Source organism: Streptomyces chryseus (assembly GCF_014650755.1).
GTDB classification, from domain to species: Bacteria; Actinomycetota; Actinomycetes; order Streptomycetales; family Streptomycetaceae; genus Streptomyces; species Streptomyces chryseus.
Genome location: NZ_BMVO01000004.1, coordinates 234407 through 249541, shown reverse-complemented (window position 1 = coordinate 249541; position 15135 = coordinate 234407). Strand labels below are relative to the sequence as shown.

Below are 15135 nucleotides of genomic sequence, written 5' to 3'. Positions count from 1 at the left end.
GGCACGCACCGCCCCCGCCGCCGTCGCCGCCCGCCTCGCCGACGGGTACGCGGCCCACACCGGCCCCGAGCGCCAACGCTACGTACGCATCCACCTGTCGATCGCCACCACGGTCGCCGATCGCGACGCACACGCCGGGCTGTCGCTGCTCCGCGAAGCCCCCGGTCTGATCGGCGCACGGGCGGCGGTGGCCCTGCTGCGCCACCCCGCCGGGGTGCTCGGCGTCCTCCGGGCCGCCCCACCCGAACCCGACGGCACGCCGCGCACACTGCGGTTCACGCCGGGCCGGCTCCCTCCCTCGGTCAAACGCGCCGTTCTGGCGCTGCCGCTCCGCGACCGAACGGAACTCGTGCGCCACTGCCACGCCGCCGCACCGCTCAGGCGCCACGGGGGACCGGGCCAGGTGTCCCCCGACGCGCTGCTCCAGCTGCTGCCACCCGACGCGCGCCGCCGGGCCGTCGAGGAACGCACGGCGAGCACGTGCACACGCCGCACGTTCCTGTCCGACCTCGCCGCCGTCGCCGCGCTGCGGCCCGACGACAGGGCCGCCTTCCTGGCGCCCTGGACCGATCAGCCGCGGCGCAGCGGCCGGACCGTCCGGCGGGCCGCCGCCGGTCTGCCGCTCGCGGTCGCCGAACCCATCCTGCGCGAGCAGACAGCAAACCATCGGCTGCACCTGAGGCTGTTCGCCTGGCCCGCTCTGCTCGCCAGCGCCGAACTCGACGGCGACCCGCAGGAGTACGCCCGGATCGCGGCGTCCTGCGAACGCGCCTGGCACGACCGGGACGAGGTACGCCACGGCGCTCTGGCCCAGCTGGCCGAAGCACCGCCACACCTCCTCGCGGCGGTCGAGGACCGGGTCCTGCGGGACGCGGTCATGACCGCCGTCCAGTCGCGCGACTCCACCGGCCCCACCCTCGCCGCCGCGGAGAGATGGCTGCGCCGCACCGCGGGGAGCGCCGCCTCGCGCGGCGACGACCGCCGGGCCGCCTTCGCCGCCCGGCTGCTCTGCCACGTCCTCGCCGACCCCAGGCGAAAGGGACCCCGCACACCCCTGCGCGTCGACGCCCGTACGGCACGCTCCGTGTGGTCCTCGGTGGCGGCCGGAGAACGAACGCTCCCGGGAACGCTCGTGTCCCTCGCCGAACTCCTCGCTCCCCACCTGCCGCACCTCCCCGCCCTGAAGCGCAGATGCGGCGTACCGCGGAAGAGCTCGACGACCCCGAGGTCGCTTCCCGTGCGGCGGCGGTGTGGATCGGACCGCCGGCGACCAGAGAGCGGCGCTGCGCCGAACTCGTACGCCTCGACCCGTCCTTCGCCGCCGTGCCCGAGGTGCTGCGTACGCTCGCCACCCGCCGCACCGACCTGCTCGACGACGTCCTCCGGGCCGCGGCCCGCGACGGCCTGCACGGGCGCGTCCGTCCCGGCGCCAAGCCCTGGGCGCCCCGGCTGCGACCCGCCGACACCGGCCGCTGGCTGCCGCGCCAGCGCCGCCAGTGGGCGGCGTATCTCGCTTCCGTCGCGTCCGACGAACAGGTCCCCCTGCGGGAGCGGGCCGACGCCGCCGCGCTCGTCGGCTCGCCCGAAGAGCTCATCGCCCTGGCGGGGAGCGCGCCCCACCCGGTGGCGGCGGCCGCGCTCGGCAGTCTCGGCACATTTTGCGCGGCGGGTCCCGTCACCGCGGAACTGCTGGAAACCCTCCTGCGGCACGCGGGCACGGGCGGCGTCCGCGGGCGCGCCGCCATGACCGCCGTGCGCCGGCTGCTCGACGCCGTACCGGACGGCCACGCCGTCCCACTGCTCGCACCCCTCGTGCGGAACCCGGCCAACCCGGTCGGCACGAGGAAGGAGGCAGCCAGGGCGCTCGGCGCGCTCACCGGAACAGCCGTCCTCGAAGCGCTCCTCGCCGCCTGGGACGAACCGGCCCAGCACCGGGACGTACGGGCCGTCATCGCGCCGATCCTCACGCGCGCCGTCGACCGCGCGGAGGTCGCGGACAGGCTGTCCGCCGCGATGCGGGAACCGGCGGTCAGGGAGGCGGTGCTCGGCAGGCGGGCTCCCACGGTGCCTCCCGGGAACCGCGCCGCGTACACCGCCTTCCTCGTCGGCCTCCTGCGGGACGGGGACGACGACACCGTGGTGGACGCCTGCCGCGCCCTGCCCGCGCAGGCCGGACCCGAGGGCGCCCCGGACCTCGCCCGCCGTCTCGCCGAGATCGCCGTCGATCCCGCCCGGGCCTGCAAGGTGTGGAACGAGGCTGTACGGCAGCTCGTGTCCCTGCCCCTGACGCCGGACACCCCGCCCCTCATGGCGAGCGCGTTCCGCACGCTCCTGCACAGAGCGGGCTCCGACGACACGGAGATCAGAGCCGACGCGCTGCGTCGCCTGGACGCCTGCGCCGAGACGCTGGCCGCCCGGCAGGACGACGCGGACCTGCGGGCCGTCACCGACTCGGCGATCGACGCCCTCGTGACGGCGGGGCTGCTCCGCCGGGCGGTCGCCCTGGCCCAGGAAGCGGCTCTGTGCGCGATACGGCGAGCAGACGCGGCGCCCGCGCTCTGGGACCGGCTGCTGGAGCTGATCGGAAAGCGCCCCGAGAGGCTGTCGCCGAACGGTTCGCTCCACCTCGAAGCAGGCCGCGCCGGCCCCGTGGCCGCCGCCCTCGACGCGTCGCGTTCGCTGCGCGGCCAGGGCTCACCAGCCGCGGGCAGGCTCGCGCTCGCCCTGGTGAGCGCCGTCGGCCGTGCGACGGGCTGGCAGGATCCCTGGCCCGGGGAACTGGCGGCCCTGCGCGAGCACCCGGACCCCGACACGTCCGTGGAAGCGCTCCTCGTCGTTCCGGGGAACGCTCACTGACCGCGGGGGCGGCCGTCAGGCAGGCCGTACGGCGATCTTGTCGAGCGCCTCCAGCAGGCCGGGGAGTTCGGGCCCCCGGCCGACCGGAAGCACCTCGCCCGGTTCGTCGTCCAGCAGCACGAAGGCGATGTCGTCGGTCCTGGCGACCACGGACCAGCCGGGGCCGTCGGCCCGCAGGGTGCGGGCCTCGCCGGACGCGAACGTCGAGCGCACCCGTCCCGGCGGCGGCGGAGCTTCGACGTACCCGTGCAGTTCCTCGATCACCCGCCGCACCCCGGAGTGCGCCGGCGTCCCACCGGCACCGGCGAACGTCTCCTCGTCGTCGATCTGCTCGCGCCAGGCCGCCCACTGGAGCGCGATCTCGTCGGCGCCGAGCCGCCGCTGGGCGGGCCCCCACGTGTCGGTGTCCGGCGGCGACAGGAGGGACGGCTCGTACGCGCCGTCCGGGCCGTTCCCGGGAACGGGGTCGTGCGGGTCCGGTATGCCCGGAGCGGCCACCGCCAGGGGGAGCGGCCAGCCGGGCAGCCCGGCGACGACCGTGCGCTCGTCGGGCGACAGGTCGTACTCCATCCCGCAGTCCCAGGACGCGATGGCGACCGCCACCAGCGACACGTCGTCGATCACGACGGTCCACCGCGCGCCCGTGCCGTCCTGGCCGAGCACCAGGCCGTACCCCTCGGCGTACGGTTCGAGACCGAGCGCCGCGCAGGCCTGCGGGTAGTCGTCCCCGAGGACGCTGGGGAACTGCGCGGGGGTCAGCAGCACCGCGGTCAGCACGAACAGTGCGTCCTCGGCGTCCTCTGCACTGCTGGCGGTGTCCGGCCCGGTCACGGCACCCTCCTTCGGATCGGTCGTCGGCGCACCCTAACCAGTGAGTAACCCCGTCGTCGAGGTCCACGAGGTAACGAGCGGATCAGGCGGCGGGGAGGCCGAGGAGGGTACGTGCCACGCTCTGCGGCGACTCGCCGCGCTCCCGCGCGAGCGCGATCACCGCCCGGCAGGCCAGTTCGTTGACACCGAAGGAGAGGGCTTCCGGCGACACCCAGCCGGCCGCTTCCTCGATACGGCGCTCGTCGTCCTCCGCGCACGCCGCCACGTACACCGCGGCGGCCTCGAAGATGTTGTGCTGACGCGTCTCCCGGCGCGCCCGCGGCGCGCCGGCCGTACCGCCCGTACGCGGTCCGAAGAGCTTGCGGAGTCTGTCCCATGCGCCGTCGAACACGTGGACCGCCTTCCCTCTGCGTGATGCGTTCACGGAACTCCCATGTGTGCTCTCCCAACGTAGAGTTGGACACCGGGCGACAGAAGGGGGACGGAGCGTTGAAGCGCTACGACCGGCTCAAGGAGATCCAGCGTCTCGACCCGGACAAGGACTTCCTGACGATCTACCGGCTCACCTGGACACACGAGTTCCCCTGGGACCACTCGCGCGCACTGGAGCTGGCGCTGTACCGCACGTACGCGGTCCCCTCCATCGGTCGCCTCCTCGCCCGGACGGCCGAGCTGACCGACCGTTCCCAGAAGCGCTACGACGACACCGCGCTGCTCCTCGACACCGTCGTGGAGCACGGATTCGACACCGAGGAAGGCCGCACCGCCCTCCGGCGCGTCAACCAGATGCACCGCGGCTACGACATCAGCGACGACGACATGCGCTACGTGCTGTGCACGTTCGTCGTCATGCCGAAGCGCTGGCTCGACTTCTACGGCTGGCGACGCCTCAGCGACCACGAACTGCGGGCCTCTGCCGCCTACTACGGCGCGCTCGGCCGGCACTTGGGTATCAAGGACATCCCGCGGTCCTTCGAGGAGTTCGAGCGCTGCCTCGACACCTACGAGGCGGAGCACTTCGGCTGGGACGAGGGGGCACGCGAGGTCTCGGACGCGACGCTCGCGCTCATGGCGTCCTGGTATCCGCGCCCGCTCGCGCCGCTGGTGCGCCGCGCCGCCCTCGCACTCCTCGACGACACGCTCCTGGAGGCCTTCCGTTACGACCCTCCGGCGCCCGCCGTCCGCGCGGTGGTCAGGGGCGCCCTGCGGCTGCGTGCCCGCGCTGTGCGGCTGCTCCCGCCGCGTACCAAGCCGCACTACGCCCGGCAGAACCCCGAGATCAAGGGGTACCCCGACGGCTACACCGTCGCGGACCTGGGGACGTTCCCGGCTCCCGGCGCCGGGGGCTGCCCGGTCCCGCACATCGCGCGCCCGGCGGCCGCCGCCGAGTGACCGCCGGGCGCGGACGGCACGGTTCCCGGTTCAGTCCTTGCGCACGGCCAGCACCAGGAACCGGTCGTCCTCGTCGGTGTACGACGTCATGAGCCACCCCGAACCCGCGAGCAGCGGGCGGAGGTTGGGCTCGGCCCTCAGGTCGTCCGGTGTGATCTGACGCCCCTGACGGGCCGCGAGGGCCGCACGTCCCACGGGGTGGAACAGCGCCAGGAGGCCGCCGGGCCGTACCGTTCTGGCCAGCTCGCGCAGATCTTCCGAGGGCCGGGCGAGATGCGAGATCAGACCGGCCCCGAAGACGGCGTCCAGCGCGCCCGTCCGGACCGGCAGCCGGGCGACGTCGGCGACCAGCAACTGAGCGGCGCGATGGCGGCCCGCGCCGACGGCCGCCTCGAGCATCGCGGGCGTCAGATCGGCGCCCAGCACCGAGCCCCCGGGACCGACGGCGTCGCGCAGGAAAGGCAGCGCGCGGCCGGTGCCGCAGCCCGCGTCCAGCACGGCGTCGCCCGCCCGCAGCCCCAGGCCGGCCACTGCGGCGGCGTACGCCGGTCCGTCGTCCGGGAAACGGGAGTCCCAGTCCGCGGCGCGGGCCGTGAAGAACTCCTGTACGTGGGTGTGGTCGTCGTGCGTGCAGTCATTGGCCATACGCACATCCTGCCTCGAAGTCTGCGCGCTCCGGCCGCTGCACCGCAGATGCGGCGCGCATGTTCGACCGCAGGCCGATCGTTCGGGAACGTATCTCTGTCATATTCGGGCAGCTTTCGAAATGCGCTCCCACCATGCGCCCCTCGCGGGGCTAGCGTCTCTGGGCCATGGGACACCTGGACCACGCCACCTTCGGCTGGCTGACACCCGTGCTGTCGTACGCGATGGCCGTCATCGGCGCCGCTCTTGCCCTGCGGTGCACCGTCCGCGCGCTGGGAGCGAGCGGACGCTCCCGGCGCAACTGGCTGATCACCGCCGCGTCCGCCCTCGGCACCGGCATCTGGACGATGCACTTCGTCGCCATGCTCGGCTTCGGCGTCACCGGCACCGAGATCCACTACAACGTTCCCCTGACCGTCCTCAGCCTGATCGTCGCCATGCTCGTCGTCGGCGTCGGCGTGTTCGCCGTCGGCTACGGCCGCGACCGGGGCAGGGCGCTGCTCCTGGGCGGTCTCACCACCGGCCTCGGCGTGGCGAGCATGCACTACCTCGGCATGGCCGCGCTGCGCCTCAACGGCGCCGTCTCCTACGACCCGCTGGTCGTCGGCCTCTCCGTCGCCATCGCGGTCGTCGCCGCGACCGCCGCCCTGTGGGCCGCCCTGAACATCCAGTCGCCGGTCGCGGTCGCCGTCGCCTCGCTGGTCATGGGAGCGGCCGTCAGCAGCATGCACTACACGGGCATGGCCGCGGTCAGCGTCCAGGTCAGCCCCTCCGCCAGGGACCTTCCCGGGGCCACGGCCATGCAGTTCGTCTTCCCCCTGGCCGTGGGGCTCGGGTCGTACCTCTTCCTCACCGCCGCCTTCGTCGCACTGTCGCCCACAGCACGCGAACGCGCCGCCTACGCCTCCGCGGAGCGGTCGACCGAAGAGGCCGTTCCCTAGAACGGCGCCGGCGCTCGCAGCACCGTCCCTTACGCAGCACGACCCCGTATCCGGAACGAGGAGGCCATGCGCAGACCCCGCAGGACCCCGGGCGCCGAGACACCATCCCGATCCGCGCCCCCCGCGCGTGGACGGCGGGCGCACGCGGGTCCCCCCGCCGACGAGAACACCGCAGCTGCCGGCGGCGGCACCCGTACACGGGCGCGTCCCCCGGCGGCTTCCCGGGAACGGTGGCGACTGCGCCCGAGAACGGTACGGGCGAAGATCGTCTCCCTGCTCATGGTGCCCGTCGTCTCCCTGCTCGCTCTCTGGGCCTTCGCCACCGTGACGACGGCCCAGGACGTCGCCGTGCAACAGCGGCTGGTACGCGTCGACGAAGAGGTGCGCACACCGGTCACCGCCACCGTGGCCGAACTCCAGGCCGAGCGCCGCGCCGCCGTGCGCTACCTCGCGTCGCCGGACGACGACCGCGCGGAGGATCTGGAACAGCAGGCGAAACGCACCGACAGCGCGGTGGACGTCCTGCGCCTCGACGACGAACACACCGTCGCCGACGGCGCGGACCTCCCCGGCGAGGTCGCGGCCCGACTCACCACCTTCGTCTCCGGCACGGAACGGCTGCGCACACTGCGCACCCGCGTCCTCGACCGGGGCGCCGACTGGGACGAGACGTACGAGCAGTACACGCGGACCATCCAGGACGCGTTCGGCGTCAGCGGCGCGCTCACCGGTGTCCAGGAGGCCCGGTTCGGCGCCGACGCACGCGTACGGCTCGAGTTCGCACGGGCAGGCGAGATGCTCGCGCGTGAGGACGCTCTGCTCTCCTCCGCGCAGCTCACCCGCACCTTCGACGCGCGGCGCCAGCGCCGGTTCGCGGGAGCGGCCGAGACCCGCAGACACCTCACCGAGTCCGCCGTCGCCGACCTGCCGCCCACGGAGCGCGCGGCCTGGCGCGCACTCACCGGCGAGAGCGCGTACGCCGACGTGCTCGCAGCCGAGGACAAGATCAGCGCGGCGCCGCCCGGTCGCAAGGCCGCACAGGCCGTCCCCGCGGCGACCTGGGAAGCCGCCCACAGCGCGGTCCAGCGCTCCGTGCGCGACATCGGGGCGCGGGCCGAACGCAACGCGGCCGGGCGCGTCGGCCCACTCGCCCGCGCCCTCACCCCGTCCGGAGCGGCCGTACTCCTCGGGCTAGCGGCTGTCGCGGCCTCGCTCGTCATCTCCGTGCGCATCGGCCGCCGGCTCGTCGTCGAGCTCGTCAGCCTGCGCAACAGCGCCCTGGAGATCGCCCGGCGCAAACTGCCGCACGCCATGGACAGGCTCCGCGCCGGCGAAGAGATCGACATCCAGGCGGAAGCCCCCCAGGGACCGCCCGCCGACGACGAGATCGGTCAGGTCGGCGAAGCCCTCGCCACTGTGCACCGCGCGGCCGTCGGCGCCGCCGTGGAACGCGCCGAACTCGCCAGCGGTGTATCGGGCATCTTCGTCAACCTCGCCCGGCGCAGCCAGGTCCTCGTCCACCGCCAGCTCAACCTGCTCGACAGCATGGAACGCCGCGCGGACGACCCGGGCGAACTCGGCGACCTCTTCCGCCTCGACCACCTCACGACCCGCATGCGCAGGCACGCCGAGAGTCTGATCATCCTGTCCGGTGCGGCTCCCGGCCGCGCCTGGCGCATGCCCGTACCGCTCACCAACGTCGTACGCGCCGCGGTGTCCGAGATCGAGGACTACGCGCGCGTGGAGGTACGCCCGCTGCCCGAGGCAGCCGTCGCGGGCACCGCCGTCGCCGACCTGACCCACCTCCTGGCGGAACTCGTCGAGAACGCGGCCCAGTTCTCCCCGCCGCACACCAAGGTGCGCGTCACCGGCGAACCCGTGGGCAACGGTTACGCCCTGGAGATCGAGGACCGCGGACTCGGCATGGGAAAGGAATCGCTGTCCCGGGCGAACCGGAGGATCGAACAGTCCGAAGCGCTCGACCTCTTCGACAGCGACCGGCTCGGCCTCTTCGTCGTCAGCAGACTCGCCGCCCGGCACGGCATCAAGGTCCACCTGCGCACCTCGCCATTCGGCGGGACGACGGCGGTCGTCCTCCTGCCGATCGCGCTGCTCCAGAGCCTCGTCACCGAGGGAGAAGGCGCGCAGCCGGCCGCCGTTCGCGCGCAGCGGCGGGACGGCGTTCCAGGGAACGCCGAGGGCGAGCCCCGGTTCGGGCCCGCCCTCGCCCCGGAGCCCCGCCCTGCCCGTACGAACGCGGGCGTCTCCACCGCACAGGCCGCCCGCCCCGTACTCGCCGTGCAGCCGTCGCCCGAGCCCCCGCCACGGCAGCCGGCCGGAGTCACCGCGCTGCGCCCGCACCACCGCACCCCGCGACCGGACGTTCCCGGGAACGACGAAAGCGGGCTCCCGAGAAGGGTCCGGCAGGCCAGCCTCGTCCCCCAACTGCGCGAAGCGCCCCCGCCGCCCGGACCGCCGTCCTCGGACCCCTCCTCCGACGACGCCGCCAAGGAACGCACACCGGAACAGGTGAGGGACCGAATGACGGCATACCGCAGCGGATGGACCCGCGGCAGAGAAGGAGATCAGAAATGATCGAGCACGAGAGGACGACCCGAACCGCCCAGGGTTCCGGTGAACTCGACTGGCTGCTTGACGATCTGGTGACCAGGGTGAGCGAGGTACGGCACGCGGTCGTGCTGTCCAACGACGGCCTGGCCGTCGGCGCGTCGAGCGCGCTGAACCGCGAGGACGCCGAACACCTGGCGGCTGTGGCGTCCGGCTTCAACAGCCTCGCCAAGGGGGCGGGGCGTCACTTCCGCGTCGGTGACGTACGCCAGACGCTGGTGGAGATGGACGACGGCCTGCTGTTCGTCGCGGCAGCCGGTGACGGCTCGTGCCTCGCCGTGCTGAGCTCCGCCACGGCCGACATCGGTCTCATCGCCTACGAGATGGCCCGGCTGGTCAAGCGAGTCGGCGAGCACCTGTACACGCCACCGCGCTTCACCGCCCAGCCGCCGGCCGCGGGCTGACCGTACGACCGCACAGAAGGCGGCACCGCACATGACCGAGGACAGAGCCACCGACCCCACCCTCCAGGGAAGCCACTGGTACGACGCCGAGGCGGGCCCCCTGGTACGCCCGTACGCGATGACCGGCGGCAGGACCGAACCGGGCCCCGGCGGCGCGCGTTTCGACTTCATCGCGCTCGTCGACCTCGCCGAGGACGCGCCGGGCAGCGCCGAGGAATCGCTGCTCGGACCCGAACACCGTGCCCTGGTGGCGTTGTGCCGCCTGGAGACGCAGTCCGTCGCCGAACTGTCGGCGGGCGCCGACCTGCCCGTCGGCGTGGTCCGCGTACTCCTCGGCGACCTCCTCGAATCCGGCTACGTCAAGGTCAGCCGGCCGGTACCGCCCGCGCAGCTGCCGGACGAACGGATCCTGAAGGAGGTGATCGAGGGCCTGCGTGCCCTCTGACACCGGCTCACGCCACCGCCCTGTCCCACCGCACCCACCCCACCCCGTCCCCACCACGCCGCCGAACCCCCGCCGCGGCACGCCTGCTCGGCGCGACGCGCGACGGGGACGCACCGATGCCGACCGTTCTCCTGAGAGAAGTGATCGATGGGCTCCGAATACTCCGACGACAAGGCCGGTCAGACATCCGCCCTCGCGTTGAAAATCCTGGTCGCCGGTGGCTTCGGGGTCGGCAAGACCACCCTCGTCGGCGCCGTCAGCGAGATCCGGCCGCTGCGCACCGAGGAGCAGCTCAGCCAGGCCGGCCGCACGGTCGACGACACCGGAGGCGTCGACCGGAAGACCACCACGACCGTCGCCATGGACTTCGGACGCATCACCATCCGGTCCGGGCTCTCGCTGTACCTCTTCGGGACGCCGGGGCAGGACCGGTTCTGGTTCCTGTGGGACGAACTGTCCCAGGGAGCCCTGGGAGCCGTCGTCCTGGCGGACACCCGCCGCCTCGAGGACTGCTTCCCGGCCGTGGACTACTTCGAGCACCGCCACATCCCCTTCGTCGTCGCGGTCAACTGCTTCGCCGGGTCGCGGGCCTACGGGGCGCACGACGTCTCCCGCGCTCTCGACCTCGACCGGGGGACACCGGTGGTCCTGTGCGACGCGAGGGACCGCGATTCGGGCAAGGAGGTTCTCGTGCGTCTCGTCGAGTACGCCGGAAGGATGCACACCGCCCGGCTGCTCGACACGGTCGGCTGAGGCGCCCGTACACCCAGTGCCCCACCGCGCCCAGGAGCACCAGTGGAAACACGTGCTTGCCGCGACGACGACAGTGGGGAAGGCTGGTCGACGACCAGGGCAACGGGGAACAAATGAACGGGGAGGCCCAAACATGGCTTTGGACAAAGGACTCGACTGGCTTCTTGACGACCTGACCAGTCGTGTCGAACGCGTGCGGCACGCGCTGGTGCTGTCCAACGACGGCCTCGTGACCGGGGCCAGCACGGGTCTGGCACGGGAGGACGCCGAGCACCTGGCCGCCGTGTCGTCGGGCCTGCACAGCCTCGCCAAAGGGTCGGGCCGGCACTTCCGGGCCGGCAAGGTCCGCCAGACGATGGTCGAGTTCGACGAGGGGGTTCTGTTCGTCACGGCGGCCGGCGACGGCAGCTGTCTGTGCGTACTGAGCGCCGCCGAAGCCGACATCGGGCAGATCGCGTACGAGATGACCCTGCTGGTGAACCGCGTCGGTGAACACCTCGGCGTGGCCGCGAGGCAGCCGGGGCTCGGCTCGACGCACGAGTTCTGACCTGTGCGTTCTCGCCCGGCCGTGGAGTTTTCCACAGGCCGGGCGGGCGACGCGCCATCCAGGCTACGGTCGTCACCGAGAGTATTCGGATCTCACGGGGAGACGATCATGGCCGTACAGGCAGCACACCGCACCGCCGAAGCCGCGCCGACGGGAAAGCCGCTCGCCGCGTCCCGCGCCATCCAGGAACTGGGCCTGAAGCGCAGCGAGTTCGACCTCGCCGTCCTGCTGGGACACATCCGTACGTCGGTGGACAGTGACGGCGGCCACCGCAGGGTCGCTCGCGAGGAAGTCGACCGGCTCCGGGCGGCCGACCCGCGTCTGGAGACGCTGCGTGAGCGTGTCCGGACCGTGGGCACCACCGAGGGCTCGCAGCTGATGGGCATCAGCCCCGTACGGTTCGGCAAGCTGGCCCGCGCCGGGTACATCACCCCCGTCAAGTTCTACCTGAATCGCTACCGGGCCGTCGTCTGGCTGTATCTCGCCGAAGAACTGACGGAGTTCGCGGACGGTCACCCCGCGCTGCTCACCGGCAGGTCTCCGCAGAAGATGCGCGCCGTGCTCGACGCGCGGGAGGACCGCCGGGCCCGCAACTGGCGGAGCCGGCGCCTGAGTCTGCTGACGCGGCAGACGGAGGACCCGTGGGAGCAGGCGGCGATCATGAGTTCCGTGCTCGACCCCGTCCAGCTCGCGGAGGTCGTCGACGACCCGTACGAGCGCGCGTACCTCACCAAGCTCCGGCCGGGACTTGTGGAGCGTCACGGCGAATCGCCCGCCGCGCGCGAGGCCATGGACCGGCTGGTGCTGGCCGACGACCCGGACGAGATCCTCTGGCAGCGGGTGAGTCTCGCGCTGTGCCTGGACGAGGCACGCGAGCACCGCCCCGCACCGCGCCCGGAGACGCGCCGGCCACTCCCCGCCACCGCCCCTGCCTGCGCCCCTGCGCCGGAAACCTCCCGGGGGCTTCGGGCGTGGCTGCGCCGCCGGGGGCGGGAGGAGCCCAGGGGCCTCTGACCCGCTGACCCGCTGACCGCGCGGGGCGTCTGCGACGGCTGCTGCGACACAGCTTTATCGGCCTATAAACAAGGTTGATCTGGGCTAGGATCGCATCCGTGGGATAACAAGGAATCGAACGGGACGGGGACGGATGCTCGCGGTGGACGTGAGGCAGTCGCTTCGCAACGGCCAGACCGTCGCGGAAGGCGCGGCCCGGTGGTGGCGCTTCTCCACGCAGACCGTCGGGAAGCACGGGGACTTCCTGCTCGCCTTCGTCGACGGCGGGGTCTGTGTGGGCGCTTTCCGGATCGTCGGATCCGAGCCGGACGACACCGCGGGCGGCAAGTACGCCTTCGACCTGGCCCCGGCCGCCCGCTTCCAGTGGGCCCTGGGGCGCCGGCTTCCGCTGCCCCCGGGCCGCAACCCCGCCCGCATCCTCACCGGCCGGCACCTGCGCGAGTTCCTCGACGCCGCCCCGCACCGCACATCCGCGACCGACAACGACTGACACCGAAGGAGCGAGCGCCGCATGGCGAGCAAGCCCGACCCCGTCGACGCCCTCCTGAAGTCCGGGCCGCGCCGCACCCACCTGCCCGAGCCGGCCGAGCGTGCCAGGCTGCGCACCGACTACGGCCTCACCCAGGCCGAGATCGCCGCCGCGCTCGACGTCACCCGCACCACCGTGGCCGGGTGGGAGGCCGGCCGCAGCGAACCGCAGGGCGTCACCCGCGCCGCCTACGCCAAGCTCCTCGAAGGCATCGCCACCCAACTGGCCACCGCGTCACCTCCCCGGAGTGCTCCGGCAACGGCAGAACAGCCGGCGCCTGCCGCCACCCGGGCACCGCAGGCCGCTCCCACCGCGCCGGGACCGCAAAGCCCGCCGCCGGTAGGACCCGGGGATGCCGGGCCGCCCCCGGCCCGCACCCCGTCCAAGGCGCCCACCGCCCCTGGTTCCTCGGCATCACGCCGGCCGCCGGCCGGGCAGCCGACGGCGCACGCGCCCGCCTCCGCGCGGGCCGCCGCCGATCCGAACTTCGCCAACGGCCCGCTCGCGGTACTCGACGGTGACGGATCGGCGTACTGCGTCGGCGGCCTGGTGCTCGACTGCCCGGCCACAACGGTGCCGGCCCTGGTCGACTGGACCCTCACCGAGGCCCGGCTGGGAGCGCCCCGGCTGCACCGCCACGGCAAGGACGCCGACCCGCTGATCGTCATCACCGCGGCGGCCGCCGAGCGGCTCGGCCTCCCCGCCGTCCTGGAGGACCGGCGAGCGCTGCGCCTTCCCGCCGACCACAAGGTCAACCAGCAGATCACGCGGGCCCAATGGAAGACGACCCAGCGCGGCTTCGGCCCCTGGGCCAGGGTCTACCGCCCGGCGCAGGCAGGCCGGCGCCAGTGCGTCCAGTTCGCCGTGGTGCCCTGGGGCGCGCTCGACCCCCGCGCCTGGGGCGACGCCGCGCACCTCCCGGCGGCGGATCTCGCGCAGGTTCTCGGCACGTACGCGACGAGGGTCATCACCCCCCGCGGCTCCTGCGCCGTCTCCGGCCTGGAACTGATGACCGCGCTGCGCCCGCCCACCCGTGCGGTCAAGGACGCGACGACCGGCACGTGGTCGTCCGGCCCGAACCCCGGTGCGCTCACCGCTCCGGTGGACCCCGCGCCGCCGGAAGCCCCGGACGAACACCCGGTCGTCGCCGCCCTGTACCCACGAGGCCACCGGCGCACCCCCGCCGAAGTCCTCGACGAGGAGGCGTACGAGTGGATCCGCGACCCGGAGCTGCTCACCGACGAGGAGTGCGCGAAGCCGTACGCGGTCGGCATCGACGTCAACATGGCGTTCGCCGCCGCCGCGAACCGGCTCAACGTCGGCGTAGGACCCGCGACGCACCTCCACCACCCGGCGTTCGACCCGAAGCTGCCCGGCAGCTGGCTCGTCGACCTGTCCCACGTCGACATCGATCCGCGCCTCCCCAACCCGTTCACCCCGCACGGCGAACGCCCGGCCGGTCCGGCCTGGTACGCGACGCCGACCGTGGCCTACGCCGTGGAACTCGGGCACCAGGTACGGCCGGCCGAGGCGTACGTCCGTCGGGAGCACGCCGCCTACCTCGACGCCTGGTACACGCGGCTGCGCGACGCGTACATGGCCACCATGGAGCGGCTCGGTGTCGTCTCCGGCATGAGCGAGGCCGACTTCCTCGAGGCGATGGACAAGCACAAGCACGTCGACACCGGGCAGGCGGCTGTCCTGTCCGCGGTGAAGGCCACGGTCAAAGGCGGCATCGGCAAGCTCCGCGAACGCCCCCAGGGTCTCGGATACCGGCCCGGTGACCGCTGGCCGGCCCTGGAACGCCCGACGTGGCGCCCCGACATCCGTGCCGCCGTGATCTCCGCCGCCCGTATCAACATGCACCGCAAGATGCTCAAACTCGCAGGCGTCGGACGGTTCCCGATCGCGGTCCTCTCCGACTGCGCCGTGTACCTGTCCGACGGCCCCTCGCCGCTGGACTTCCTTCCGCGCACGCCCGACGACAAACCGCTGCCCGGTGGGTTCCGGCTCGGCGTCTCACCCGGGATGGTCAAGTGCGAGGGCAGCCGGCCGATGATGTGGGCCGTGCAGATGCTCGACCAAGGTCACAACCCCGCCCGGCACATCAAGGGCGGCGACGCGTCGGCCGACGGCGAATAGAGAAGTAG

The 15135-nt window shown here is 73.2% G+C and carries 14 protein-coding genes; 11 read left to right on the top strand and 3 right to left on the bottom strand.

The annotated features are described in order from the left end of the window. Positions 1-1191 precede the first annotated feature (1191 nt). Entirely contained in the window at positions 1192-2856 is a 1665-nt protein-coding gene (locus tag IE185_RS10160; RefSeq protein WP_138896865.1) for a hypothetical protein, read from the top strand. 15 nt (positions 2857-2871) lie between these two features. Here the strand turns inward: IE185_RS10160 and IE185_RS10155 are convergent, their stop codons facing one another. Both IE185_RS10155 and IE185_RS10150 read right to left on the bottom strand, forming a co-directional pair. Further along, positions 2872-3687: a hypothetical protein gene (locus IE185_RS10155; RefSeq protein ID WP_138896866.1), complete on the bottom strand. Its 816-nt coding sequence runs from the start codon at positions 3685-3687 to the stop codon at positions 2872-2874. An 82-nt stretch (positions 3688-3769) separates the two neighbouring features. Beyond that, on the bottom strand, positions 3770-4078 hold the full coding sequence (locus IE185_RS10150) for a hypothetical protein (RefSeq protein ID WP_138896867.1): 309 nt from the start codon (positions 4076-4078) through the stop codon (positions 3770-3772). A 98-nt stretch (positions 4079-4176) separates the two neighbouring features. Between IE185_RS10150 and IE185_RS10145 the strand changes: the two genes are divergently transcribed. Then, positions 4177-5079, top strand: a complete 903-nt coding sequence (locus IE185_RS10145; RefSeq protein ID WP_138896868.1) for an oxygenase MpaB family protein — start codon at positions 4177-4179, stop codon at positions 5077-5079. Between the two features lie 30 nt (positions 5080-5109). On the opposite strand, the gene IE185_RS10140 is transcribed toward IE185_RS10145, so the two are convergent. Continuing rightward, positions 5110-5724, bottom strand: a complete 615-nt coding sequence (locus IE185_RS10140; RefSeq protein WP_138896869.1) for a class I SAM-dependent methyltransferase — start codon at positions 5722-5724, stop codon at positions 5110-5112. Between the two features lie 167 nt (positions 5725-5891). Here IE185_RS10140 and IE185_RS10135 point away from each other — a divergent pair, with 167 nt between their 5' ends. The 9 genes from IE185_RS10135 (at position 5892) to tap (ending at position 15127) form a co-directional block, all read left to right on the top strand. Then, a complete protein-coding gene (locus IE185_RS10135) occupies positions 5892-6665 on the top strand; it encodes an MHYT domain-containing protein (RefSeq protein ID WP_138896870.1) in 774 nt (257 codons plus the stop codon). Between the two features lie 66 nt (positions 6666-6731). Continuing rightward, positions 6732-9260: a sensor histidine kinase gene (locus IE185_RS10130; RefSeq protein ID WP_189715008.1), complete on the top strand. Its 2529-nt coding sequence runs from the start codon at positions 6732-6734 to the stop codon at positions 9258-9260. Continuing rightward, positions 9257-9697 carry a roadblock/LC7 domain-containing protein gene (locus IE185_RS10125; protein ID WP_138899646.1) on the top strand — a complete coding sequence of 147 codons (441 nt, stop codon included), beginning with the start codon at positions 9257-9259 and terminating at the stop codon, positions 9695-9697. The genes IE185_RS10130 and IE185_RS10125 overlap by 4 nt, the downstream gene beginning before the upstream one ends. Positions 9698-9728: 31 nt before the next feature. Further along, positions 9729-10142, top strand: coding sequence for a DUF742 domain-containing protein (locus tag IE185_RS10120; RefSeq protein ID WP_138899647.1), 414 nt, complete (start codon positions 9729-9731; stop codon positions 10140-10142). 147 nt (positions 10143-10289) lie between these two features. Beyond that, positions 10290-10895: a GTP-binding protein gene (locus IE185_RS10115; RefSeq protein ID WP_138899353.1), complete on the top strand. Its 606-nt coding sequence runs from the start codon at positions 10290-10292 to the stop codon at positions 10893-10895. Between the two features lie 133 nt (positions 10896-11028). Beyond that, the gene (locus tag IE185_RS10110) at positions 11029-11442 is read left to right on the top strand and encodes a roadblock/LC7 domain-containing protein (RefSeq protein ID WP_138899354.1); all 414 of its coding nucleotides are present in this window, start codon (positions 11029-11031) and stop codon (positions 11440-11442) included. A 108-nt stretch (positions 11443-11550) separates the two neighbouring features. Continuing rightward, on the top strand, positions 11551-12456 hold the full coding sequence (locus IE185_RS10105; RefSeq protein WP_229843433.1) for a DUF6397 family protein: 906 nt from the start codon (positions 11551-11553) through the stop codon (positions 12454-12456). Between the two features lie 148 nt (positions 12457-12604). Further along, positions 12605-12946, top strand: coding sequence for a hypothetical protein (locus tag IE185_RS10100; RefSeq protein ID WP_229843432.1), 342 nt, complete (start codon positions 12605-12607; stop codon positions 12944-12946). 21 nt (positions 12947-12967) lie between these two features. Beyond that, positions 12968-15127 carry a telomere-associated protein Tap gene (tap, locus tag IE185_RS10095; protein WP_189715006.1) on the top strand — a complete coding sequence of 720 codons (2160 nt, stop codon included), beginning with the start codon at positions 12968-12970 and terminating at the stop codon, positions 15125-15127. Positions 15128-15135 lie beyond the last annotated feature (8 nt).